Raw genomic sequence first — 23655 nt, 5'->3', positions numbered from 1 at the left:
CATCCCTCTTCACCGAATTGTCGGTTGTTGTCCACAGGCGCCACCGGGCCGCTTGGATCTGCGGGGTATCCCGGGCCGGGTCGTGGTACAATGCTTCAAGAGACGCTAAACGGGAGGGTCCGCCGGTGAACGCAAAAGGAAATGAAGGAAGCGCAAGTGGAATTGAGCAATTGGCTGTCAACACCATTCGCACCCTGGCCATCGACGCCGTGGAGCGGGCGAACTCCGGTCACCCCGGCATGCCCATGGGAGCTGCGCCGATGGCCTTTGTGCTGTGGACGCGTTTTCTGCGCCACAACCCGGACGATCCCCGGTGGCCCGACCGGGACCGATTCGTGCTTTCGGCCGGACATGGATCGATGCTATTATACAGCCTGTTGCATCTTTCGGGATATGATCTCACGTTGGAGGATCTGAAGCAGTTTCGACAATGGGGCAGTCGGACTCCCGGACACCCGGAGTACGGTGTGACTCCCGGGGTGGAGGTGACCACCGGCCCTTTGGGCCAGGGTCTGGCCACTGCGGTGGGCATGGCCATGGCCGAACGATTCTTGGCCGCGCGGTTCAACCGTCCCGAGCATCAGGTGGTGGACCACTACACCTATGTGTTGTGTGGGGACGGGGATCTCATGGAAGGGGTGTCGGCGGAGGCGGCCTCCTTGGCCGGACACCTCAAGCTCGGAAAATTGATCGTCCTGTACGACTCCAATGACATCTCACTGGACGGGGAGACGAGCTTCGCCTTCACCGAAGATGTGAGGGGACGCTTTGCGGCCTATGGGTGGCAGGTCCTTCGGGTGGAGGATGGGAATGATTTGGTGCAGGTGGCTCAGGCAATCGCGACCGCCCGGGAGGAGGACAGCCGTCCCAGTTTGATTGAGGTGAAGACCACCATCGGCTACGGCAGTCCGGAGAAGGCGGGCTCGGCCAAAGCCCACGGGTCGCCCTTGGGAGCCCAGGAGGCTGCAGGGGCAAAACGGGCCTACGGCTGGCCTGAGGACGCCCAATTCTGGGTGCCTGGGGAAGTCCGGGAGTATTTTTCCAGGGTGAAGGAGAAGGGTGCGGCGGCCCAGCGGCGGTGGCTGGAAAGACTGGATGGGTACCGCAAGGCGTATCCCGAACTGGCCCGGGAGTTCGAGAAGGCCCTGGCCGGGGATCTGCCCGAAGGTTGGGATCGGGATCTTCCGGTGTTTCGGCCAGAAGAGGGGCCGCTGGCGACCCGGCAGGCCTCGGGCAAGGCCATTCAAGCCTTGGCAGGCCAGATCCCCTTTTTCCTCGGAGGGTCTGCGGATCTTGCGTCGTCTAACGAAACGGCGATTCAGGGGGAAGGGGCTTTTCAACCCGGCCGGTACGACGGGCGGAATCTCTGGTTTGGGGTGCGGGAGCACGCCATGGGGGCAGCGCTCAACGGGATGGCCCTGCACGGAGGTCTTCGGGTATACGGGGGCACGTTCCTGGTGTTTTCGGATTACATGCGACCGGCGATCCGATTGGCGGCGCTGATGGAGCAACCGGTGGTCTACGTGTTCACCCATGATTCCATCGCCGTGGGAGAGGATGGGCCGACCCATCAGCCCATCGAACACATCCCAGCCCTCCGGCTGATTCCCGGACTGCGGGTGTACCGGCCGGCGGACGCCAACGAGACGGTGGCCGCGTGGCGGGATGTATTGGCCCGGCCCGAGGGGCCGGCGGCCCTGGTGCTGACCCGGCAGAAGTTGCCGGTGCTGCCCGAGACCGGGCGTCTAGCTCCCGAGGGGGTGGCCCGGGGCGGGTATGTTCTCGCCGATGCCGAGAGGCCTCAGGCGATCATTATCGCCACAGGGTCGGAGGTGAGTTTGGCGATGGATGCAAAAAAACGGCTCGATGCCGACGGGATCCCCGTCCGGGTGGTGAGCATGCCCTGCCGGGAGTTGTTCGAACGTCAGCCCGCTGGATACAGAGACACCGTCCTTCCGCCCTCGATCAAGGCTCGGGTTGCCGTGGAGATGGCCCATCCCATGGGCTGGGACCGATATGTCGGCGACCGGGGCCGGGCGATCGGGATCGATCACTTTGGCGCCAGCGCTCCGGGAGCGCGAGTGCAACAGGAGTTCGGCTTTACTGTTGACCGGGTCTGCGAAGTGGTGCGGGAAGTGCTCGAGGGATAGTTCGGCGGGTGGGAATTGCTCCACGATGAGCACGTCAAAGCGGCGTATCTCGGAGTGTAGAGGCTGGCCTGGGAGCGCCCGGCTTTAGGCCCTGGCGCTCCCGGGTGGCAACGGGCAGCGGGTGCCCGCGCCCGCTCAGCCCCTCCCCAATACCCGGTCGAGATAAGCCCGGGCGGCATCGGGGTTGCCGAGGACGCCCTCTTCCCTCTCGCGGTCTTTTTCAAGTTTCTCCCTGGCCTTGGCGAGAACCTCTTCCGCTTGATGGGCGGGGACGACCACCACGCCGTCCGCGTCTCCCACGACGATATCCCCCGGGTGCACCGTGACCCCGGCGCAGGAGATGGGTACCCCGGCCTCCCCCGCCCCCGATTTGCCGCCGGCCGCCACGGTGGTGCCCCGGCAGAAAACGGGAAAATCGAGCTCTTGAATACCCGAGACGTCTCGAACGGCGCCGTCCACCACAAACCCGGCGAGACCCAGGGTTTTCATGAGGCCGATGACAAAATCCCCGGCGACGGCGTTATACAGATACCCCTTGGCATCGGCGATGAGCACGTCGCCCGGCTGGGCGTCCCGGATGCCCTGCAGGAGCTTCAGGTTGTCTGCAGCCCGGAGTTTCACCGGATAGGCCCGGCCGCAGACCGTCCATTCTTTCTTCAACGGTTTGATGGCGGGGTCGAGGTTGGTCAGCCCTGCCAAAGCATCGGAGATGCAAGTCGTCGGCAATTCTGCGAATTGGGTGATGAGGGAATCAAGGTGAGATGAGCTCATGTACAGTCCGCCTGGCCCAAGGCCGGACGGGTTCGCCTCCTTTGCGTCGATTTCATCCAAAAAAGACCTGTTTCCACGGTGCTTCAAAACTGGGCAACAAGTGATCCGGCCGATGAGCCGCCAGCTGCTCCGCCGTGAAGGGGCCGGTGGCCACCGAAACGGTCTGCACGCCGAGGTGACGCCCGGCCTCAATGTCCCGGGGCGTGTCGCCGATGACGTAGATGTCGTCCGCAGGCAAGCTGCCCAGACCGTGGTGATCCCGGGCGCGGTCGATGGCCGCCTGGATGACCTTCCACCTGGGCACCGGCTCATCTCCGAACCCCCCGGTGCGAAAATATCCGTCCAGTCCGTGCCGCCTCAGTTTAATCCAGGCCCCGGCTTCGATATTGCCCGTGCCCAAGACTTGCACCACATCCTGGCGCCCCGAGAGGGTATCCAGCGCTTCGACGATTCCCGGCGTCGGCCCCCCGGGGTGGGGGGCGGCCAACATCCGGTCCAGCACCTGCACATAATGGGCAAAATACTCCCCTCTCCGCTCTTCGGGGAGCCCGTGGCGCTCAAAGGCCTGCCGGACGATCTCCACATCCAGTCCACCGGCCATGTCGATTCCCTCCAAGGCGTCCCGGATGCCAAATTTTTCTTCGAAAGCCACCTCCATGGCCCTGCGTCCCACCCCCGGGGTGTAGGTTAAGGTCCCATCGATATCCCAGATCAAAAGTTTCACAGCCAAACCTCCTCGGTTGACGCCGCGGCGATTTACCCGTATGGTCGAAGTTGGTTCCATTATTCTCATCATACCACGGTTTGCCTGCGGGAGGCGCGACGGACCGGGCAATGAAGGCGGAGGAGTTGGCTTGAATGTCAGGTTACCTCAATACCATGGCGGAGGTGTCGCTGCCGATTCTCTTGGCAGTACTGGGCGGGGCGTGGTTGGATCGACGCCGGCGTTTGGATACCCGGTCCTTGGCGGAAGTCAGTCTGTATCTTTTGGCACCGAGCCTGGTGTTGTTCGCCCTCCCGGAAGGGTCGGGGGGCGGCGGGGAGATCGGGGCGATCGCCGCTTTCACGTTCTTGAACACCGGGCTGATGTGGTTGGTGGGGGAGGGGGCGGGGCTGTGGCTCGGCCTGGGCCGGGCAGGGAGATCGGCGCTGTCGATGACGAGTGTTTTTGGGAATTCAAACAACTACGGGTTGCCGGTGGTGCTTCTCGCCTATGGGACGGCAGGGTTTTCCCGGGCGGCGGTTTATGTGGTGGGGCAGATTCTGCTCATGTACACCTTGGGGATTTATCTGGCCAGCCGGGCGACGGCCGGCGGGAAGGGGGCCTGGCAGGCGGTGTTCCGCATGCCGGTGTTGTACGCGGCGCTGGTGGGCGGCGCTGTAGCTTTTCTCGGCTTGGGGTGGCCCAAGGGTCTGAATGAAGCCCTTCACCTGCTCGGGAACGCCTACCCCGCCGTGGTGCTGTTGATTCTCGGGGTGCAATTGGGTCGGGCGAACTGGCGGGGGATCGGGGGGAAAGAGTTGTGGGCGGCGATTCTCATTCGCTTGCTCGGCGCCCCGGCGGTTGCTTTTTTTTGTTTGTGGATATTGCACATCCAAGGGCTGCTCGCGTCGGTGCTCTTCGTGGAGGCCAGCATGCCGGCGGCAGTGAACACCGCAGTTTTGGTGGAGCAGTTCGGGGGTGACCGGGAATTGGTGGCGAAGACGGTGGCCGTCACCACCGCCGCCAGCTTTGTATTACTCCCTCTTTTTGTGGTGATCGGCCGGGCCCTTTAAGCGGGCCCGGCCTGCTCGCAGCTGCTCCTTATGCCCCCTTATTCCCGCCCGGGGTCGATGGACTTCCTGGGGGCCGCCTCTTCATCATCCGGGGTGTTGATCATGTGGTGGGCGGTCATGGTGAGGCGCTCAAACAAAAAACCCCGTATGGGTTCCTCAATCCCCGCCTCTTCCAGGGCTTCGGACATGCAGGACAACCACGCCCTGGCCCGTTTTGGGGTGATGGGAAAGGGCATGTGACGGGCCCGGAGCATGGGGGGGCCGTATTCTTGAGAATACAAGGGGGGACCGCCGAAAAATTGCGTGAGGAATTTATACTGCCGCCTGGCCACGGGGGTGAGGTCTTCCGGGAAAATGGGCTTTAAGTCCGGGTGTTGTCCGACCCGTTTATAAAAAGCGTTCACCAGACGCTGAACGGTCTCGGCGCCGCCGATCAACTCATAGGGCGTTTGATCCGGGGCGAAGGGCTGTAACATCGTATATGCCTCCTCTCGAGGAATTGCCTGGGGATACCCGGTTTCGTACCGGGATGGATGATCCGATCTTCATTGTATCAAATTCCGGAGTAGATCCGGCATTTCCCGACCATTCCCACTGTTACTCTGTCGATGTTCAATTTTTTATGATTTCGAAACGGCGTTCCGTTTGGTATATTGGTAGTGCGAAACGAATGGTTGGTTGAAGTGCGATCATGAAGGCGTGAAGGAGCGTGAAGGACCGTGACAGAAACCTGGGTGCATCGGGCGAGAAGGCACACCATCGGAGATACCCTTCGCCGGAGCCGAATGCGCCATCCGGACAAACCGGCGCTCAAATGGAGAGACGAGGAGGTCACTTACAGGGAGTTGGACGAGCGGGCCAACCGGCTGGCCAACGGGCTTTTGGCCGCCGGGGTCAAAAAAGGCGACCGGATCGCCATGCTTTCGAAAAACTGTCTCGATTTTGCCGTGGTGTGGTTTGCCGTAGCCCGGGCCGGGGCGGTGTTTGTGCCCATCAATTTTATGCTGGGTGCCGCAGAAGTTCGATATATTCTCGAGCATAGCCAATCGGCGGGATTTTTTGTCGCTCCTGACCTGTTAGAAACTGCGGAAAAAGCGGTGGAAGGGCTGGATTTCGTCCGGTACCGGGGGCTGGTGGACACTCCGGAATCCCGGGGCCCGTGGCGGTCTGTGGCCGAGTGGTCTGCCGGCCAGCCGGAGACGGAGCCCGATGTGGATATCGACGACGGGGATGTGGTGAACATCCTGTATACCAGCGGCACCGAGTCCCGGCCCAAAGGGGCCATGCTCACCCACCGCAGCCTGATTGCCGAGTACGTGAGCGGCATAATTGACTGCGAGTTGACGGCGGAAGATCGGATCATCCACGCCCTGCCCCTTTTTCACAGCGCTCAATTTCACGTCCTGCTTGGCCCGCAGATTTATCTCGGCGCTTGGGGGGTGATCGTCGAGGGTCCGGCGCCGGAGTTGGTGATGGAAACGGTCAGCCGGGAACGAGTGACCCAGTTGTTTTGCCCGCCGACGGTCTGGATTTCTCTTTTGCGGCATCCGAAGTTCGACGAGTACGATCTGTCCTCTCTGCAAAAATGTTACTACGGCGCGGCGATTATGCCGGTGGAGGTCCTGAAGGAACTCACCCGCCGGCTGCCGGGTGCTCGGTTCTGGAACGCCTACGGTCAGACGGAGGTGGCGCCCCTGGCGATGATCCTGCGCCCGGAGGATCAGCTTCGTAAACCCGGGGCGGCGGGGAAGCCGTGCATCAACGTGGAGAGCAAGATCGTGGACGACGAGGGCCGGGAAGTGCCTCCGGGGACGGTGGGAGAGATCGTCCACCGGACGCCCCACGCCATGATCGGGTACTACAACGATCCGGAAAAGACGGCGGCGGCCTTTGAGAACGGGTGGTTCCACAGCGGCGACCTCGGCGTGATGGACGAAGAAGGGTATGTCACCGTGGTGGACCGCAAGAAGGACATGATCAAGACCGGCGGGGAGAACGTGGCGAGCCGGGAAGTGGAAGAAGTGATCTACCAACACCCGGGGGTGGCGGAGGTGGCGGTGATCGGGGTGCCCCATCCGTACTGGATCGAGGCGGTCACGGCCGTGGTGGTCCCGAAAGCCGGATCCCAGCTCACGGAAGAGGAGCTAATCACTTTCTGCCGGGAACGCCTGGCGGGATTCAAGGTGCCGAAATTCGTCGTCATCACCGACGCATTGCCTAAAAATCCCAGCGGGAAGATTTTGAAGCGGCAATTGCGGGATGTTTATCAACACCTCGGCGAGCGGCCGGTATCCTGATCCTGTGGCCACAGCAGGTTCAGGGCCGCCTGATCGGGCTCTCTCCGTGATGACGCCGGATATCCGGCTGGGCTTCGGGGGTTCCGTGGGGCGGCCCTTGCCCCGCCCGTTCGAAGGTCCCCCAGACGATGGGCTGGCCGTTCCGGACCATTTGGCGGCCCCGGGCAAAGACATGAGCGATGTTCAGGCCAGAATCCACGGCGATCAAATCCGCGTCGTACCCCGGGCGGATTCGCCCTTTGCCCTGAAGGCGGAGGACCCGGGCCACGTGGGCGGTGGACAGGGAGACGGCTTGCTCCGGAGCGAGGCCCTCTTTTTCGATCATGTCCCGAATTTCCTCCCACAAGGTGGTCGCCGAGCCGATGGACATGGCCACGAGGTGGCCCTTGTCGTCGAAAATCGGGGAGCTGCCGTTGCTGTCTGAACTCATGGTGATCTGCTCGATGCGTACCCCCTCCCCCAGGAGTTCCGCCACGGCTTTACTCGGTTTGACCGAAACTTTGTCGTGGGCTTCGGGGCGGATCCCCGACGTGATGTCCACCACTCCGCCCCGGGATGCGAACTCGACCGCGTCGTTCAAAAGCTCCGGCCGGCGATTGAGGTGGGTGGGGGTAAACTGGGTGGGCGGAAGGTAAGATTGATCCAAAGCTTCGAACAGAGGTTTCAGGCCGCTTGGGTCGTCGCCGATATGCAGGTGGACCACCCCGGCTTTTCCGGCCAGCATGCCGCCGACCCGGGCTTCACTGGCGAGATAAATCAAATCGTGTACCGTGGGGTGGGTGGACCGCTGGTCGGAGATGGCGATTTCCCCCACTCCGATCACTTTGTCGATGAGGACGATGTCCGAGCGGGGGTTGTCGGTGATGGTCCGGGTGGGAACCTGGTAGGCGCCGCTATAAATATATGTGGAGATGCCCTCCGCCTCCAAAGCCCGGGCTTTGGCCAAAAGCCCGGAGACCGTGCGGGTGGTGCCGTCGGTGCCGAGGACGCCCACCACCGTGGTGACTCCGGCGGTGGTCAGGTGGCTGAGGGCCACCTCCGGCGTGCGGTTTTGGAAACCCCCTTCTCCTCCACCGCCGGCGATGTGGACGTGCTGGTCGATTAACCCGGGAAACAAAATCAATCCCGACAGGTCCACCACCGCCGTCGGTAAACTGGAGGGCGGCTCGATGTGCTCGGCGATGTGGGCCACGGATTTGCCAAAAAGAAGCACGTCCCGGCGGCCGAGGGGTTCCGGGGCGTACACCTCGGCCCCCGTCAACAGAGTGAAGTGTGGATGTTTTTTGGAAGATGCTTCGGAAGTGCTCACGGGATCTCCCCCCCTGCCTCGTCAAGGCCGGCTAGGCCGGGCGGCCAGGGAAGCCGTCCATTCTCCGCCACCTGATCCAAATTCTGTCGACCATGGATTAGCGTTGGGAGACGCTGGGGATTTTATGCGCCGGGCGCCAGTCGTCCAATTCCAGTTGCACCGTTTTCGCGCCGTTCCATTCGTTGATCTGCACCCGGCCCACCAGGTGGACAGCCCGGACGCCCTGGGCCAAACAGCGAATATCGTCCCCCCTACGCCAGGCCAAGGCCGTCAGGGGGTGTTCGGGGCTGCCGATCCGGAGTCTCAGATGGGCCGCCGAGGCTCCCAGGGTTCGGGACTCGAGGAGGGGGGCGGACCGGACAAATAGTTTGGGCGCCGGATTGCCGAGGCCGTGGGGCTCCAGGGCGGCCATGGACTCGGCCAGGCGGAGATCGATCTGGTCCAGGCGGATCTCTGCGTCGCACACAATCCGGGGGCGAAGGTCTTCGGGGGTGAGCCGGGAGGCGGCCACTTCGGCAAACCGGCGGCGCAAATCTTCCACCCGCCCGGCGGGCAGGGAGAATCCGGCGGCCATGGTGTGGCCCCCAAAGCGATCAAAAAGGTCGGCGATTTCTTTCAGACCGCTGTAGAGATCGAACCCCGGAATGCTTCGGGCGGATCCTTTGGCCGTATCCCCGTCCAGGGCGATGACGAGCGTAGGGCGATAGTGTTGTTCCACCATTCTCGAAGCCACGATCCCGATGACGCCGGGGTTCCAGCCTTCGCCGGCCAGGACCAGGGAAGGCTGTGTCTGCCATTCCGGGTGCCGGTCGATTTCCTCCGAGGCGGCGGCGGCGATCTCGTCGCAAAGCTGCTGCCGTGCCCGATTAAGCGTTTCCAACTGCTCGGCCCACTTCCGGGCTTCTTCGGGGTCGGCGGTGGTGAGAAGCCGGAACGCGGCGTTCGCCGTCTCCAGGCGCCCGGCTGCGTTTAACCGGGGGCCGAGTTGAAAGCCGAGGTGGCCGGAGGTCAGAGGACGCCCGTCAAGTCCCGCGGATTTTATCAGAGCAGCTACCCCCGGTCGGCGGGGATTTTGTAACTGTTTGAGGCCAAAGTGAACGAGGATGCGATTTTCCCCCATGAGTGGAACCAGGTCCGCCACCGTGGCGATGGCTGCGAGGTCCAGGAACTCCTCGGGAACCCGTCCGAGGAGACCATGAACCATTTTAAACGCGATCCCCGCTCCGCAAAGGTTTTTGTCGGGGTACGGACACCCGGGTTGCTTCGGGTTGACCACCGCCAGGGCCCTGGGGAGTTCCGGCGGCGGTTGGTGATGGTCGGTGATGATCAGGTCCATCCCGAGGCTGCGGGCGGTCTCCGCCTGGCGGAGGGCCGTGATTCCCGTGTCCACGGTGATGATGAGCCGCACTCCCCGGGCGTACAGCTCCCGTATGGCTTCTTCATGAAGGCCGTATCCTTCTTGAAATCGGTCGGGTATGTAGGCCTGTACCCGGGCGCCGAGATCTCGGAGTGCCAGGTACAGAATGGAAGTCGCACAGACCCCGTCGCAATCATAATCCCCGTACACGGCGATGGACTCCCGGTTCTCGAGGGCCTTTCGGATGCGGGCCAGGGCCGGGACCATTCCTTTCATCATCACCGGGTCTTCGAGGTCTTCGAGGCGCGGGTTCAGGAACCGCTTGGCTTCCTCCCCGGTTCGGATGTTGCGCGCGGCGAGGATTCGCGCCATAAATGAAGAGAAGCCCTCCCGCTCTAAGGTGGCGACAGCGCCGGGGTCGGCGGGGGCCGCGATCCATCGTTTCAATGTCAACCCCTTCTCTCTGCGAGCCTATCGAGATTCCAAACCTACGGTAAAGGATTTGAGCACATCATGCAAGGGACGGGCATTGAATTTCCCCCGCTGGTGGAGGGGGTATTTTTACGTCGATTAAATCGCTTTGAAGCGGAAGCCGAGGTGGAGGGGGAGACGGTCCGGGTGCACGTGCCGAGCCCCGGCCGGTTGACCACCGCGGTTGACCCGGGAATGCCGTGTTTTCTGGCGCCGACGCCCGGCGCCGGGCGAAAGCTGCCTTATCGCCTGTTCATGACCCGGCCGGGGGGGCACTGGGTGGTCATCGACTCCCTGGTGGCCAATCGGATGATCAAGCAAATGCTGGACCGGGAGGGACTGCCCGGGCTGCCGGCCGGTCGAATCCGAGAGTGGCATTCTGAACCTCGATGGGGGCATGGACGGTTTGATTTTGAGGTGATCGATGAGGAAGGCATCCAGCATTTGATTGAAGTGAAGTCGGTGAATGACGCCGAGGATGGGGTGGCGCGGTTTCCGGATGCCCCCACGGTCCGGGGAGCCCGGCACCTTCGCGAACTGGCGGAGTTTCAACGCTGCGGGGATGGGCGGGGGTGGGTGTTGTTTGTGGTGTTGCGGGAGGATGCGGCCGTTTTTGCCCCTCATCGGGCGATCGATCCCGATTTTGCCGAGGCGCTGGGGGACGCCGCGAGGGCCGGGGTGGAGGTGTGGGCGATCTGGAGCGACATCGGGCCCAAGGGGATGTGGTTGAAAGGTTGGACGCCCTGGCGGCCCGGGTAGGGAGGGGGGCTGGGGTTCGAAACGGTGCTGCGTTCCGGAGGGCCCCGTCCCCGGGGATCGCAACGGTCAGTGTGCGGCTGTCCGCCGGGTGAAGTTCCGGAGCACCGCCGCGGCAGCCAGGAGCAGGACGAGGCTGTAGGCGATCATCACGGCCAGCAATCCCAGGTTGTCCGCCAAGGCGGTGGCCGCGGGCGGGCCCACGGCCAGGCCCAGGGAGTAGGCGGTGTTCACGATGCCGAAGGCCACCCCGTATCCGCCGGAGCCAAAAGTGCGGTCGGCCGCGGCGGTCATCATGGGCATGCAGGGGATCATCAGGATGCCCCCGGCGATGCTGAAGATGGTGAGTGCGGCCACAGTGGCGGATACCGTGGGGGCGAGGGCGACGGTGGGAGCGAGAACGGCGGCAAACAGGGCGCCGGTCAGGATCATGGCCCGGTGGTTCCGGCGGTCGGCCAGCCACCCCAGGACGGGTTGTACAGCGGTGTACACGGCGCTCATGATCCCGAAGACGATTCCCACCCCGGCCATGTCGAGCCCGAAACGGGCGTGGAGATCCCCGGGCAACAGCGGTTCCAGAATGCCGTAACCGAAGGCGGCCACGGTGATGATAACGGCTCCCAGGCGGATTTCGGGAACACTCAGGACCACCCGGGTGGGCGGCGCCTCTTCCCGGGCGATCCCTTTACCCTTTGGCAGGGCGAAGACGGCGAAAAAGAGGACGGCCGCCGCGGCGGCAATGACGTAAAAAGGGGCGGAACGGCCAAACCAGCCGGCCACGGTGCCCCCGAAGACCGGGCCGACGATGGTGCCGAGGTTCGTCCCCATCATGGCGAGGGAGAGGTACCGCCCCCGCCACTCCGGGGGTGCCACATCGGTCACCAGAGCCGGGCCCGCGCTCCAGATCGCCGCCGCAGCCAGTCCTTGAAGGAGGCGGCTGAGGATCAGCGGCCACACCGAGGCGCTCCAGGCGAAGGCCAGGGTGGTGACCACGAGTCCGGCGAGGCCGAGGAGGAGCACCGGGCGCCGCCCCCAACGGTCGGCGAGAAGGCCGAAGGGCACTCCGCCGGCCAGCAGCCCGGCGGAATAGGTGGCGAACACAGCCCCCAGAGCCCAACCCGGGGCGCCGATTTCGGCCAGGTACAGGGGCACGATGGGGACGATGGCCCCGTAGACCACAGTGTCAAGGAACACGGAAGCCGCCACAATCAACAGGGCGGTCCATTTCATGGTATGACCTCCAAAAGTGCAGAATTGGCGACTGGTGAACTGCGAAACCCGTTGGGGAGCCCCTGCGGCGGGGTGGGCCGCGCGGCCGTGCTCAAAAGGCCAGCACGATCATAATGGAGAAACGAGGCTTTTTGCAACGGCGGCGAATTGGCGGGAGAGGATAAGGGCTTGAAGTGGGGGGAATAGGTTATGGAGAAGGAGAGGAGTTCAGGTGTTGTCATAAGTTCGTGGGGGAATCTGCGCCATCGAGCAGGAAGCTTTCATCCGTGGCTGATTCAGGTCCTGCCGGAGCCTATCGTTTTGCTCTTGTACGCAGTGATCATCGGCACCGTTGGAGGGTATGGAGCGGTCGGTTTTCGGATGCTGATCGATGGGTTTACTCGACTGTTTTTTGAAGATGGCCGTCGTTGGCTCGCATGGCTAGGGGGCCCGGAGGTTTTCTTCTTTCCCGTTATCGGACTGGTGTTTGTGAGCGCGATCGTGAAATTTTTTGCACCCGAGGCCAAAGGACACGGCGTTCCGGAAGTCATGGCGGCCATCGCGGAACGGGGAGGCAAAATTCGACCCCGGGTGGTTCTTGTCAAAGCCGTGGCATCGGCGCTGTGCATTGGGTCCGGGGGCTCGGTGGGCCGGGAGGGGCCGATTGTCCAAATCGGCTCGGCCTTCGGTTCGACCTTTGGCCAACTTCTCGGCCTGCCCGAGCGGTATCTGCGGCTCCTGGTGGCCTGCGGCGCGGGCGCCGGCATTGCGGCGACGTTCAATGCCCCCGTTGGCGGGGTTATGTTCGCCACCGAGGTCATATTGGGCAGTTTTGCCCTCCAAAATTTTGCCGCCATCGTCATCGCCAGCGTGGTGAGCGCCGCCATTGGGCGCACGTATCTCGGGGATCATCCCTCCTTTCCCATGCCCCTCTATCAAGTTGGGCATTTTTCCGTATATTGGGTTTACGTGATCATCGGCCTACTCGCCGGGTTTTGGGGGTATGCGTATATCCGGGTGTTGTATCGGATCGAGGATTGGTTTGATGACCGTTCGTGGCCGTTCTGGGGGAAAGCGCTTGTGGGCGGTGCGTTGATCGGGGCCATCGGAATCCGGTTTCCACAAATTTTTGGTGTCGGCTATGAATGGGTGAATCTCGCGCTCACGGATCAGTTGCCTTTGCACCTCTTGTTGATCCTGTTGATCCTTAAGCTCTTGGCGACATCGATCACCATCGCCGCCGGAGGTTCCGGCGGGGTGTTTTCCCCCGGTTTGTACCAGGGAGCAATGCTGGGCGGTGCCGCGGGGGTTCTTTTTTCCGCCCTCTTTCCGAATAGTGGGATTAGTCCTGGTGCATTGGCGGCGATGGCCATGGCCGGGGTATTCGCTGGCAGCGCCCGGGCTCCGGTCACGGCGATTATGATGTTGTTTGAAATGACGGGTGATTACAATTTGATCCTCCCCCTGATGATCTCCTCGGTGCTGGCTGCCACCATCACCGGCCTGTTGTCCAGGGAGTCCATCTATACCTTGAAGCTGGTGCGCCGAGGGTTGGACATCATGCGCCTGCGGCACCCGGATCGGTTGAAAGCTGTGTGTGTGGGGGAAGCGCTGCCGCAAAACCACCTCACACTTCCCGGCGATCTCACCATCGCCGAGGCGTGGGAACAGTTTGCGGGATCTCGGGAATGGTTCGCGTGGGTGCGGGACGCGTCCGGGAGTCTTATCGGATCCGTGGCCCGGGCTCAGGTATTGGAAGCGCTCAATCAGCGGCGGTTTCTTGAACCTGTGGTCGTCCTGTTGCCAAAAACGGTGCACCGAATCGATGAACAGGAAACCCTCGCAGCGGCTGCCACCAAAATGAAAGCCCTCGGAGTCACTTATCTGCTCGTATGTCGTCGCGATGAGCCGGTGGGCGTGATCGGCAGTTCTGACATTGTTCGCGCCTACAGGAGCCTTGACTAAAGAGGGCCGGGAGAGGCCGACCGCGGCTCGAGGGGGTTGTTCATGAGCGATACCATCCGGGCGTTTCTCCTCATCTTGTCGGGATCTTTTTTCTTCAGCGCGGTGGTGAGTCGCATTCCAGCGCACAATCCTCCCCGTCAATGCGGCGAGCGCCGGGGTCTGGGAGGGAGGTCTTAAACGACCGGCCGATCGCATATCATAAACCGGCGCCGGGGAGAAAACGGCGAGGTGAAGGGGACCCCGCCGGGCGCGGTAACGCCGGGCGGACGGTGATGCGGCGCCACACATTGAGGAGGGCGAGGTTGACCGACTCGTTTTTTTGCGCGGCCTCCTCCTCTTGTCGGGTGGGGAGGCCGGGGAGGGCCGGGGACAACTCGCCGCACACATCGGCCCCTATGACGGAGCGCCGGAGGGCAACAGTTTCAAACAGGTGAATCAGCGATTGGGCGTCCAGCCCACCTTGGTCCCAATTGGTATGGGCCGCCCCGGTGTCGAGGACATCTTTATCGATGCTGACATACACGCCTGCAGTTGGGATCTGGGCCAGAAGGGGGGCTGGGTTGCCGGTGAGGGGGTGGGACAGTGGTATCTTTGTCCACAGGAACCTCTTTGGACTGGGTTCTGCGATCGACAGGCCTGCGCCGTCGATGTAGACGATCCGCTTCAAGGACCGGTGCCGTTCGGTGAAGCGGACCCAGTTTCCACAGGTCAGCCACTCGTTTGTCGCGTCGGCGGCGTCATCGTGGTGATCGATCAAAACTAATGTGAAGGGCCGGGAAATTTGACGGAGGAAAAAGTTCGTCAGGTAGTGGTAATCGCCACTCCCGATGAAGGTCAGTCTCCCGGGGGGTAGATGGGACAGATTTCGTTCCAGCGCCCGCCCGCGGTCGGGTGGGCACAGCCATTTCGGCGGCGAGGGCAAGGGGACCACCTGATCCACCGCCTGGCGCAGCCGGGGTTGAATTTCGAAAGCCGCATCGAAATCGAGCAAAATCGCGGGGCGCCGAGGTGATGCGGTTGGTCCTGGGGACATCCGCGGTCACATCCTAGCCGTGAGATTTTACAAAAATTTTACCATGGTACCCGGGGCAAGTCCAATGGCGGGAAAAAGGACGACGTCCGGGGTGACCTCGTCGGCGTCCGATTGAGGTTGTTCTAATGTGCAATATTACTTGTCTACTTGAATTAGATCTCGAAATCTGGTAATTTGATTATGTAGTAATGTCTGGCATCTTGAGTTCGATCAATCCGGCAAAGGGGGAGCGGGCTCTTGCGCGTCGAATACCGGTATACATACGAAACAACGCCGGAGGAGTTGTGGCCGATTCTGAACGATCCAGATGTGCTGAAGCGTCGGCTCCCAGGATGCAAACGCCTGGAGGAAGTGGGAGAGGGGAAGTACACCTCGGAGTTGGGGCTCGACGTGGGGCCTGTCAAAGGCACGTTCACCGGAGAGGTGGAGGTCCTGGATCCCGATCCGCCGAAAGAGTACAAGCTGCATCTCAAAGGGAGCGGGAAGCCGGGGGAAATCGATGCCGTGGCCCAGATCCGCCTGGAGGAACAGGAGGGGAAAACCGTCCTGACGTGCTCCGCCGATGCCCATGTGACCGGAATCATGGCCTCGGTGGGCCAGCGCATCATGGGTGGGGTGGCCAAGTTGTTGCTGGGGCAATTTTTTAAAGGTGTCGAACAGGAGATGAAGCGGGCAAAGTCGTAGAATCATCAACGATGTGAGGAGGGGCCGGGATGGCGGCGACGAAAACGGTGGTGACTGTCAAGGTCAATGGCGTGGAACGGACGGCGGAAGTGGAGCCCCGGTTGTTGTTGGTGCATCTTCTCCGGGATGTGTTGGGGCTGACGGGAACTCACATCGGATGCGATACCAGCCAATGCGGGGCGTGCACGGTGCTGATGGATGGCCGAGCGGTCAAGTCCTGCACGGTGCTGGCAGTCCAGGCGGATGGGCACGAGATCACGACGGTGGAAGGCTTGGCCCAGAACGGTCAGCTTCACCCGGTGCAGGAAGGGTTTTGGGAAAAGCACGGTCTCCAGTGCGGGTATTGCACGCCCGGGGCCATGATGACGGCGGTGGAGATCCTGAGGCAAAACCCCAACCCCACCGATGAGGAGATTCGCGAAGGTCTGGAAGGGGTCATCTGTCGGTGCACGGGGTACGAGAACATCGTCCGCGCGGTCAAATATGCCGCTGAGCGGATGCGGGGTTAAGGAGGGGAAGAGCCTATGGCAAGCGTGTTCGGCACGGCCATCAAACGGCGGGAAGATCCCAGGCTCATTACCGGCAACGGCCGGTACACGGATGACGTACAGTTGCCCGGTATGTTGTATGCGGCGATCTTGCGCAGCCCCCATGCCCATGCGAGGATTCGCCGGTTGGATGTGGAGAAGGCCAAAAGGGCTCCCGGGGTGGTGGCGGTGTTCACCGGCCAGGATGTGGCCGGGAAAGTGGCGCCGATTCCCACGGCGTGGCTCCCCCCGGGTTCGGACATCAAGACCACGGCCCATCCGGCCCTGGCGGTGGAAAAGGTGCGTTATGTCGGGGACGGCGTGGCGATGGTGGTGGCGGAGAGCCGCTACGCGGCCCGGGATGCTCTGGAGTTGATCGAGGTCGACTATGAGGTTTTACCGGCGGTGGTGGATGCGGAGAAGGCGATGGAAGAAGGGGCGCCAGTGTTGCACGACGACGCGCCTGGGAACGTGGCGTTCCACTGGCAGGCCGGGGAAGATCCGGCGGCGGAATTCGAGGGGGCCGATGTGGTGGTGCGCCATCGGTTTCGCCAACAACGGCTGATTCCGAACGCTATGGAGCCGCGTTCGGCGGTGGCTCAATACAACGCCGGAAGCGGTGAGATGACCATGTGGCTCACTTCCCAAAACCCGCACATTCACCGTTTTCTTTTGTCGAATATTCTAGGGATTCCGGAACATAAACTCCGGGTTGTCGCGGTGGATGTAGGGGGGGGATTCGGCAGTAAGATTGCCTGTTATGCCGATGAGGCTTTAGTGGGTTTTGCCGCGCGGGAATTGGGGCGGCCGGTGAAATGGACCGAAGATCGCCGGGAGAATTTTCTCGTTACGACCCATGGCCGGGATGAGGTAATCTACGCCGAGTTGGCCGGCAAGCGGGATGGAACCATGGTGGGACTTCGGATTCGCATGGTGGCCAACATGGGGGCTTACCTGTCCACGGCAGCGCCGGGGGTGCCGACGATCCTCTTCGGGTTGATCACGGTGGGACCATACCGGATCCCCAAGGCGCATGTCGACGTGTTCGGGGTCTTTACGAACACCACGCCGACGGATGCGTACCGTGGGGCAGGGCGACCGGAGGCGACGTATGTAATCGAGCGGATGGCCGATCTGTTCGCCAAAGAGATCGGAAAAGATCCCGTGGAGATTCGGGAGAAGAATTTCATTCCGTCGGATGCGTTTCCCTACACGACGCCCCTGGGGCTGCAATATGACAGCGGGAACTACGAGGGAACCCTGCGAAAAGCCATGGATATGCTGAATTACGAAGAGTTCCGGAAGGAGCAAGAGAGGCTCCGCGCCCAGGGCCGGTACGTCGGCATCGGGTGGTCGACCTATGTCGAGATTTGCGGACTCGGGCCCTCACAGGTGGCCGGTGCTGTGGGATTCCAGGGCGGCCTGTGGGAGAGCGCCACGGTGCGGGTGCACCCAGGCGGCAAAGTGACGGTGTTCACCGGCGCCTCGCCCCACGGTCAAGGGGAAGAGACCACCTTCGCCCAGATTGTGGCAGATCGGTTCGGGATTCCGGTGGAAGATGTGGAGGTGGTTCACGGCGACACCGATCGGATCTCCATGGGGTGGGGAACCTACGGATCCCGGACAACGCCGGTGGGTGGCAGTGCCATTGCCATGGCGGCCGATCGGGTGCTGGAAAAGGCCAGGAAGATCGCTGCCCATATGCTCGAGGTGTCCGAAGAGGATGTTGAATTCGCCGACGGAACTTTTCAGGTCAAAGGGGTGCCCAGCCGTCAGGCGAAATTCCAGGATGTGGTTCTTCAGGCCCACTTGGCGTGGAACCTCCCGCCCGGAGTGGAGCCGGGCCTTGAGGCCCAAGCGTTTTATGATCCGGTGAATTTCTGCTATCCCTTTGGCGCCCACGCCTGTGTAGTGGAAGTGGACCCGGAAACGGGGAAGATCGAGATTCTCCGCTACGTGGCGGTGGATGATTGCGGGCCGGTGATCAATCCGATGATCGTCGAAGGCCAGGTGCATGGCGGGATCGTGCAGGGAGTGGGCCAGGCACTGTGGGAAGGGGCGGTGTACGACGAGCAGGGGCAGCTGGTGACGGGCTCTTTCATGGACTACGCAATGCCTAAAGCGAAATTCTTCCCGGCCTTTGAGACCGCCCACACCGTCACGCCCGCTCCGCACAATCCCCTCGGGGTCAAAGGGATCGGAGAAACGGGTACCATCGCCGCAACGCCTGCCGTGGTCAACGCGGTGGTCGATGCTCTGGCGCCTTTCGGAGTCACCGACCTCGAGATGCCGTTGACGCCGGAGAAGATCTGGAAGGTCATCCATGGGAGGGAAGCCTGATGATTCCAGCAGCTTTTGCGTACGAACGGGCGCGATCGGTTCAGGAGGCGGTGCAATTGCTCGAAGCCCATCAAGGGGAGGCTAAGGTCCTCTCCGGGGGGCACAGCCTGATTCCGCTGTTGAAACTGCGGCTCACCTCTCCCGGGGTGCTGGTCGATATCGGCGGTATCTCTGAGCTTCGGGGCATATCGGTGGAAGGGGATCGGGTGGTGGTCGGCGCCCTGACCACCCACGGCGAAGTGGCATCGAGCGATCTCGTTCGCGACAAGTTGCCAGTGCTGGCCGAAGCAGCGAAGCAGGTGGGAGATCTGCAGGTGCGCAACCGGGGCACAGTGGGGGGCAACATCGCCCATGCCGATCCGGCCTCGGATCTGCCTGCGGTGGCATTGGCCCTGGATGCGGTGGTGGCGGTGGAGGGGCCTAGCGGGCCAAGTGAGGTGCCGGTGGCGGACTTTATTCTCGGCCCCCTGCTCACGTCTCTCGGGGCAAGCGACGTGGTGGTGTCCGTGGCTTTCCCAATCCCACAAGGTTCTTGGAAGGGTGCGTATGAAAAATATCCTCACCCGGCCTCTGGCTACGCGGTGGCGGGGGTGGCAGCGGTTCTCGGAGTGGAGAACGGTATAATCCGCGATGCACGGGTAGGGATAACCGGAGTGGCGGATACTCCGTACCGGGCCCGGGAGGTGGAAGCAGCCTTGATCGGCCAGCCCGCCGGGGAGGAGGCGGTGCGCCGTGCCTCAGAACGGGCTGATGCCGAGGGCAGTTTTTCCGGAGATCTCTTTGCATCGGAGGATTACCGCCGGCATCTGAGCCGGGTCTACACCCGAAAGGCTTTGCTGCGGTGCCTCCCGTGATGTTGACTCTTGAAAATCTCGCAAGAGGCCATTTCACGGGCGGGATAAACGTAGTATAATAGATCAAACTGTTCAATAAGTCGGTGGAAACAGAAGTGCGTGCGGGAAGGGAGGGATCCTGGTTACGTCTCAACTTGTAACCAGGGGATGATCTGCGCAGTCCATTTACCGATTTGGAGGCCGTCCGGTCGGCTCTTCGCCGGGAAGGGTATATTGCCGATCATTCCCTTGCCGTCGCGGTGTTTTTGACCTTGCGGTTAGAACGGCCTCTTTTTCTCGAGGGAGAACCGGGGGTGGGCAAGACGGAGGTGGCGAAGGTGATCGCCGCAGCCGTCGGCCGCCCCCTTGTCCGCCTTCAGTGCTACGAAGGAATCGACCGGGAGAGCGCCCTGTACGAGTGGGATTTTCCCCGCCAGATGCTGCACATCCGTCTGGCGGAGGCGGCTGGGATGCCCGGCGGTGGGCAGGGGGAAACGGAGAAAGTTTGGAGAGAACGACTCGAAGGGGAGCTGTTTTCCCGCCGCTTCTTGTTGCGGCGGCCGTTGCTCGCGGCCGTGGATCCCCAAGGGCCCGCACCGGTTTTGTTGATCGATGAGGTGGACCGGAGCGATGAGGAATTTGAGGCGTTTCTTTTGGAACTGCTCGGAGAGTTTCAAGTGACTATTCCGGAGATTGGCACTCTGAGGGCCGAGGAGAAGCCCGTGGTCATTCTCACGTCCAACCGAACCCGGGAAATTCACGATGCGTTGAAGCGTCGTTGCTTGTATCATTGGATCGACTATCCGGATTTTTCGAAGGAGTTGGAGATCCTGCGTCTCAAGGTGCCCGGGGTTCCCCGGGAGTTGGCGATACGGATCTGTCAATTCGTCCAGCGCCTGCGCCGGGAACCCCTTTATAAAAGGCCCGGGGTGGCGGAGACGATCCATTGGGCCGAGGCGCTCTCCGCCCTTGGAGCCCGGTCATTGGATCCCGATCTGGTGGAGGAAACCCTCGGGTGCTTGGTCAAGTACCGGGATGACGTGGAAGTTCTCACGGCGGTGCGGGAAGATCGGCCCTACTTTGCAGATCTGCTTGGCGAGATCGAGGCGATGCCGGGATGAGCACGGACAGGGGGGATCATCTGCTCTCGGAGCGGGCGCTTCTTGAGAGCGGGAATCGGATCCTGGCCAACTGCGCGGTGTTTTTTCGGGGGCTGCGGCGAATGGGGATCCCCGTGAGCGCAGAACAAGAGGCGCTTGCCCTTGAGGTCTTGGCCTGTCTCCCGCCGGGGGACGAAACGGCGATTCGGGAGGGCTGGCGGGCGATCTTGGCCCACAATCCAACGGAGCGGCAATGGTTTGACACCGCGTGGCGGCAGTTTGTCCTGATGCTGATCGGGGTCCGGGAACCCCTTGTTGCCACCCAGACGCTCATGGCGAGTGTCGCGAGGCTCCGGGCGTCTTGGCGGAATCCGCCGCAGGTGATCTGGCTGGGGGCCGGTCGCGACGACTCCGAACAATCACAGGCCGAGGCGCAGGTGCCCCTCGTGGTGCGGGGCGGCCGGAGTGTCGAGGAAACGCTGCGCGATCGGGATGCCGCCCGGCTGACGCCTGAGGAACTCCGGCAATTGGAAAAGGTGGATGTGGCTCCTCTGTGGCGCTCCAGCCGAAGGGAGCGAACTGGGCGAAAGGGGCGGCACTGGGACCCGTCGGCTACCCTCCGGAGTGCCGCCCGGTGCGGGGAGTGTTTGGAACTCAAACGCCGCCGGCGGGTGGTGCGCAAGCGAAGAGCTGTCTGGGTCTGTGATGTCAGTGGCTCGATGGAGCCCTATAGCCGGATGGTGCTGCGGTTCGTGTACGCGGTGGCCAGGGCGGGAAACCCGGTGGAACTCTTTGTCTGCAGCACCCGCTTGACTCGGTTGACTCCGGCTTTAGCGTTGCGGGACGCGGATCGAGCCTTGGCGGAAATGATCGGCGGGGCGCCGGATTGGTCGGGAGGCACCCGGCTGGCGGCCGGCTTGCGGCGATTGCGCTTGGAATGGGGCCGGCGGCTCTTGCCGGGGTCCGCTCTGATTTTGGTCACCGATGGTCTTGAGGCGGAAGATCCGGAGGCGCTTGGCGCGGAGGTGCAGAGACTACGGGGGCTCGCAAGCCGCACTATATGGCTCAACCCGGCCAGATCGGATCCCGCCTATGAGCCTACAGCCCGAGGTGGGGTGAGGTTGGCGGGGGCGGTGGATCACCACTGGCCGGGCTACAGTTGGCGTAATTTTGAAGAGGCATGGGACCGCCTGGGCGACCTGGAGAAACCATCTACTGCGGGAGGAAAACGCGATGCGGGATCTCGAAGATATCTTTGAGGCCGGGTTGGCGGAATCTGAAGCCGGACGCCCGGTGGCCATGGCGTTGGTGGCCGGGGTGGAAGGGTCCGCCTATCGCCATGCCGGGGCGAGGATGTTGGTGCGATCCGGGGGTGCGGCCGAGGGGGCGGTGAGCGGAGGGTGTCTGGAAAATGAGTTAGTGCGGGCGGGTGCCGGTGTGGCGGCGACCGGAGAAGCCCAGTTGATGACCTACGATATGCGGACGGACGAAGATGCGTTCTGGGGATCGGGCAGCGGATGTGCTGGATTGGTGCGGGTGTTGGTGCATCGGCCGGAGCCGGAGATTCTGCGGGGCGTGCTCGATGAGTTGCGGGCGGGGCGCACGGTGTGCCTCGCGACGGTGGTGGATCCAGGGAAATCAGGGATTCCGGCGGGCAGCCAGGCGTTCGGGACGCCATCCGGTGGCGGGGAAGAGGGTCCTATGGGCGAAAAGGCCGCCGGATACCCCGCCCTGGCCGACCTGTGGAACGTGTTGCCCTGGCCCGAGGACGGGCGCAGGGCCGTGTATGGGCGCGTCGAAACCCCTTCCGGGGACATGGCGGTGCTGGTGGAGCGGTTGACTCCGGCCCCCGTGATCCTAATTCTCGGTGCCGGCCACGACGCGCCAGCGATGGCCGATCTCGCTCGAACGGCGGGTTTTCGGGTGCTCGTGGCGGACCACCGGCCGGGCTACGCGGCCGCTTCTCGGTTTCCTTCTGCGGACCATGTCTTTGCCGTGGCCCCGGAGAAGGCCCCGGACTCATTGTTCACTCCCAACACCTATGTGGTGGTGATGACTCACCAACTCGAATGGGATGCACGATGGTTAAAGCGTCTCCTGGTGGCCGACGTTCCCTACATCGGACTCTTGGGGCCCCGCGATCGAGCTCGGAGGCTATTGGCGCAGTTTTCCGATTGGACGGGTTCTCCACTTCCCCCTGCAGAAAAGTGGGAACACCGGCTGTACAACCCCGTGGGATTAGATCTGGGGGGTGAGGGACCCGGCCCGGTGGCGTTGTCCGCGGTGGCCCAAATCGCGGCGGTGGCCAACGGCCGGGACCCTCAACATTTGTCCGCCCGATGGGGGGCACTTCAGGTGGGGGCCCCATGATCGGGCCGGGGGATTTAGAACGCCGGGTGGGCGCCGTGATCTTAGCGGCCGGGCTGTCCACCCGCATGGGGCGGCCGAAGTGTTGGCTGCCGGTGGGAGGAAGGCCGCTTTTTTTGTACAGCGTGGAAGCCGCGGTTCGGGCGCGTCTTCACCCGGTGATTCTCGTTGGGAGCGAAGACCCGCGGCCGTTCCGCGATGTGGTGAAAGATTGGGCTGTGGAGGTGGTGCCCAACCCGGAACGCCATCGAGGGATGTCTACGTCATTGATCCGAGGTCTGGCGAAGCTGCAGGGACGTGTGCAGGCCGTCATGATCCTACTCGCTGACCAACCGTTGGTGACGGAATCACTGATTTTGGTGTTGCTTCAGGAATACCGAATGGGTTATAAGGCTGGGGTGCGCATTGTTCGCCCGACCTTTGAGGGATTGCCCGGTCACCCGGTTCTGATCGATGAAGAACTGTTTTCCGAGATGATGGCGGTCACCGGGGACGAAGGCGGCCGGTCGGTTCTCGCTCGTCACCGCGACCGCATGAAGATGGTACCTTGGGGGGATGAACGGGTGGGTTTGGATATTGATACGCCCCATGCCTATCAGCAACTGCTGAAAATGTTGCCGCTGGTCCAACAAGGTCGCGGCGTCCATTCCCGCTTGGAAGGAGAACGGGGCGGCCCCGAAGCGCCCTCGACCGGGGCCCTATAGATTGAC

At 62.6% G+C, this 23655-nt stretch carries 21 protein-coding genes; 14 read left to right on the top strand and 7 right to left on the bottom strand.

All coding sequences use genetic code 11. The annotated features are described in order from the left end of the window. The first annotated feature begins 125 nt into the window (after positions 1-125). On the top strand, positions 126-2150 hold the full coding sequence (tkt, locus tag CVV65_RS13245) for a transketolase (RefSeq protein ID WP_100668532.1): 2025 nt from the start codon (positions 126-128) through the stop codon (positions 2148-2150). 135 nt (positions 2151-2285) lie between these two features. Here tkt and CVV65_RS13240 read toward each other — a convergent pair whose 3' ends face one another. Both CVV65_RS13240 and CVV65_RS13235 read right to left on the bottom strand, forming a co-directional pair. Beyond that, positions 2286-2921, bottom strand: coding sequence for an RraA family protein (locus CVV65_RS13240; protein ID WP_100669526.1), 636 nt, complete (start codon positions 2919-2921; stop codon positions 2286-2288). 52 nt (positions 2922-2973) lie between these two features. After that, positions 2974-3645, bottom strand: a complete 672-nt coding sequence (locus CVV65_RS13235; protein WP_157935521.1) for an HAD family hydrolase — start codon at positions 3643-3645, stop codon at positions 2974-2976. 134 nt (positions 3646-3779) lie between these two features. Between CVV65_RS13235 and CVV65_RS13230 the strand changes: the two genes are divergently transcribed. Beyond that, complete coding sequence (locus CVV65_RS13230) at positions 3780-4697, top strand: AEC family transporter (protein WP_100668530.1); 918 nt, start codon at positions 3780-3782, stop codon at positions 4695-4697. A gap of 38 nt (positions 4698-4735) precedes the next feature. Here CVV65_RS13230 and CVV65_RS13225 read toward each other — a convergent pair whose 3' ends face one another. Beyond that, positions 4736-5173 carry a globin domain-containing protein gene (locus CVV65_RS13225; protein WP_100668529.1) on the bottom strand — a complete coding sequence of 146 codons (438 nt, stop codon included), beginning with the start codon at positions 5171-5173 and terminating at the stop codon, positions 4736-4738. A 243-nt stretch (positions 5174-5416) separates the two neighbouring features. On the opposite strand from CVV65_RS13225, the gene CVV65_RS13220 reads away from it, so the two are divergent. After that, positions 5417-6994: an acyl-CoA synthetase gene (locus tag CVV65_RS13220; RefSeq protein ID WP_100668528.1), complete on the top strand. Its 1578-nt coding sequence runs from the start codon at positions 5417-5419 to the stop codon at positions 6992-6994. A gap of 19 nt (positions 6995-7013) precedes the next feature. On the opposite strand, the gene iadA is transcribed toward CVV65_RS13220, so the two are convergent. Next, entirely contained in the window at positions 7014-8303 is a 1290-nt protein-coding gene (iadA, locus tag CVV65_RS13215; RefSeq protein ID WP_100668527.1) for a beta-aspartyl-peptidase, read from the bottom strand. Between the two features lie 97 nt (positions 8304-8400). Next, on the bottom strand, positions 8401-10107 hold the full coding sequence (recJ, locus tag CVV65_RS13210) for a single-stranded-DNA-specific exonuclease RecJ (protein WP_100668526.1): 1707 nt from the start codon (positions 10105-10107) through the stop codon (positions 8401-8403). 66 nt (positions 10108-10173) lie between these two features. Between recJ and sfsA the strand changes: the two genes are divergently transcribed. After that, complete coding sequence (gene sfsA, locus CVV65_RS13205; RefSeq protein ID WP_100668525.1) at positions 10174-10890, top strand: DNA/RNA nuclease SfsA; 717 nt, start codon at positions 10174-10176, stop codon at positions 10888-10890. 66 nt (positions 10891-10956) lie between these two features. Here the strand turns inward: sfsA and CVV65_RS13200 are convergent, their stop codons facing one another. Continuing rightward, the gene (locus CVV65_RS13200) at positions 10957-12117 is read right to left on the bottom strand and encodes an MFS transporter (RefSeq protein ID WP_100668524.1); all 1161 of its coding nucleotides are present in this window, start codon (positions 12115-12117) and stop codon (positions 10957-10959) included. A 189-nt stretch (positions 12118-12306) separates the two neighbouring features. Between CVV65_RS13200 and CVV65_RS13195 the strand changes: the two genes are divergently transcribed. Together CVV65_RS13195 and CVV65_RS17300 are read left to right on the top strand one after the other, a co-directional pair. Beyond that, complete coding sequence (locus CVV65_RS13195) at positions 12307-14061, top strand: chloride channel protein (RefSeq protein ID WP_100668523.1); 1755 nt, start codon at positions 12307-12309, stop codon at positions 14059-14061. Between the two features lie 42 nt (positions 14062-14103). Then, entirely contained in the window at positions 14104-14238 is a 135-nt protein-coding gene (locus tag CVV65_RS17300; protein WP_269148822.1) for a hypothetical protein, read from the top strand. Positions 14239-14257: 19 nt separating this feature from the next. On the opposite strand, the gene CVV65_RS13190 is transcribed toward CVV65_RS17300, so the two are convergent. Then, the gene (locus CVV65_RS13190) at positions 14258-15094 is read right to left on the bottom strand and encodes an arginase family protein (protein WP_100668522.1); all 837 of its coding nucleotides are present in this window, start codon (positions 15092-15094) and stop codon (positions 14258-14260) included. A 237-nt stretch (positions 15095-15331) separates the two neighbouring features. Here CVV65_RS13190 and CVV65_RS13185 point away from each other — a divergent pair, with 237 nt between their 5' ends. The 8 genes from CVV65_RS13185 (at position 15332) to CVV65_RS13150 (ending at position 23649) form a co-directional block, all read left to right on the top strand. Next, a complete protein-coding gene (locus tag CVV65_RS13185; RefSeq protein ID WP_100668521.1) occupies positions 15332-15778 on the top strand; it encodes an SRPBCC family protein in 447 nt (148 codons plus the stop codon). 29 nt (positions 15779-15807) lie between these two features. Continuing rightward, on the top strand, positions 15808-16287 hold the full coding sequence (locus CVV65_RS13180; protein ID WP_100668520.1) for a (2Fe-2S)-binding protein: 480 nt from the start codon (positions 15808-15810) through the stop codon (positions 16285-16287). Between the two features lie 15 nt (positions 16288-16302). After that, complete coding sequence (locus tag CVV65_RS13175; protein WP_100668519.1) at positions 16303-18645, top strand: xanthine dehydrogenase family protein molybdopterin-binding subunit; 2343 nt, start codon at positions 16303-16305, stop codon at positions 18643-18645. After that, positions 18645-19499 (top strand): FAD binding domain-containing protein, encoded by an 855-nt coding sequence (locus CVV65_RS13170; protein ID WP_100668518.1) that lies wholly within the window; start codon positions 18645-18647, stop codon positions 19497-19499. The genes CVV65_RS13175 and CVV65_RS13170 overlap by 1 nt, the downstream gene beginning before the upstream one ends. A 173-nt stretch (positions 19500-19672) precedes the next feature. After that, positions 19673-20599, top strand: a complete 927-nt coding sequence (locus CVV65_RS13165) for an AAA family ATPase (protein WP_100668517.1) — start codon at positions 19673-19675, stop codon at positions 20597-20599. Beyond that, positions 20596-21837 carry a vWA domain-containing protein gene (locus CVV65_RS13160; protein ID WP_100668516.1) on the top strand — a complete coding sequence of 414 codons (1242 nt, stop codon included), beginning with the start codon at positions 20596-20598 and terminating at the stop codon, positions 21835-21837. Before CVV65_RS13165 ends, CVV65_RS13160 begins: the two co-directional genes overlap by 4 nt. Next, positions 21812-22948, top strand: coding sequence for an XdhC family protein (locus CVV65_RS13155; RefSeq protein ID WP_100668515.1), 1137 nt, complete (start codon positions 21812-21814; stop codon positions 22946-22948). The genes CVV65_RS13160 and CVV65_RS13155 overlap by 26 nt, the downstream gene beginning before the upstream one ends. Beyond that, complete coding sequence (locus CVV65_RS13150; protein WP_157935520.1) at positions 22945-23649, top strand: nucleotidyltransferase family protein; 705 nt, start codon at positions 22945-22947, stop codon at positions 23647-23649. The genes CVV65_RS13155 and CVV65_RS13150 overlap by 4 nt, the downstream gene beginning before the upstream one ends. Positions 23650-23655: the final 6 nt, after the last annotated feature.

The sequence above is a fragment of the Kyrpidia spormannii genome (genome assembly GCF_002804065.1).
GTDB lineage: Bacteria > Bacillota > Bacilli > Kyrpidiales > Kyrpidiaceae > Kyrpidia > Kyrpidia spormannii.
This window is presented reverse-complemented; position numbering and strand designations above follow the sequence as displayed.

What these genes read in the sequence shown, in the direction of transcription:
- CVV65_RS13240 (WP_100669526.1), bottom strand. Translation starts at nt 2,921, where the DNA reads ATGAGCTCATCTCACCTTGATTCCCTCATCACCCAATTCGCAGAATTG.
- CVV65_RS13230 (WP_100668530.1), top strand. Translation starts at nt 3,780, where the DNA reads ATGTCAGGTTACCTCAATACCATGGCGGAGGTGTCGCTGCCGATTCTC.
- CVV65_RS13225 (WP_100668529.1), bottom strand. Translation starts at nt 5,173, where the DNA reads ATGTTACAGCCCTTCGCCCCGGATCAAACGCCCTATGAGTTGATCGGC.
- sfsA (WP_100668525.1), top strand. Translation starts at nt 10,174, where the DNA reads ATGCAAGGGACGGGCATTGAATTTCCCCCGCTGGTGGAGGGGGTATTT.
- CVV65_RS13200 (WP_100668524.1), bottom strand. Translation starts at nt 12,117, where the DNA reads ATGAAATGGACCGCCCTGTTGATTGTGGCGGCTTCCGTGTTCCTTGAC.
- CVV65_RS13195 (WP_100668523.1), top strand. Translation starts at nt 12,307, where the DNA reads ATGGAGAAGGAGAGGAGTTCAGGTGTTGTCATAAGTTCGTGGGGGAAT.
- CVV65_RS17300 (WP_269148822.1), top strand. Translation starts at nt 14,104, where the DNA reads ATGAGCGATACCATCCGGGCGTTTCTCCTCATCTTGTCGGGATCTTTT.
- CVV65_RS13190 (WP_100668522.1), bottom strand. Translation starts at nt 15,094, where the DNA reads ATGTCCCCAGGACCAACCGCATCACCTCGGCGCCCCGCGATTTTGCTC.
- CVV65_RS13180 (WP_100668520.1), top strand. Translation starts at nt 15,808, where the DNA reads ATGGCGGCGACGAAAACGGTGGTGACTGTCAAGGTCAATGGCGTGGAA.
- CVV65_RS13175 (WP_100668519.1), top strand. Translation starts at nt 16,303, where the DNA reads ATGGCAAGCGTGTTCGGCACGGCCATCAAACGGCGGGAAGATCCCAGG.
- CVV65_RS13170 (WP_100668518.1), top strand. Translation starts at nt 18,645, where the DNA reads ATGATTCCAGCAGCTTTTGCGTACGAACGGGCGCGATCGGTTCAGGAG.
- CVV65_RS13160 (WP_100668516.1), top strand. Translation starts at nt 20,596, where the DNA reads ATGAGCACGGACAGGGGGGATCATCTGCTCTCGGAGCGGGCGCTTCTT.
- CVV65_RS13155 (WP_100668515.1), top strand. Translation starts at nt 21,812, where the DNA reads ATGCGGGATCTCGAAGATATCTTTGAGGCCGGGTTGGCGGAATCTGAA.
- CVV65_RS13150 (WP_157935520.1), top strand. Translation starts at nt 22,945, where the DNA reads ATGATCGGGCCGGGGGATTTAGAACGCCGGGTGGGCGCCGTGATCTTA.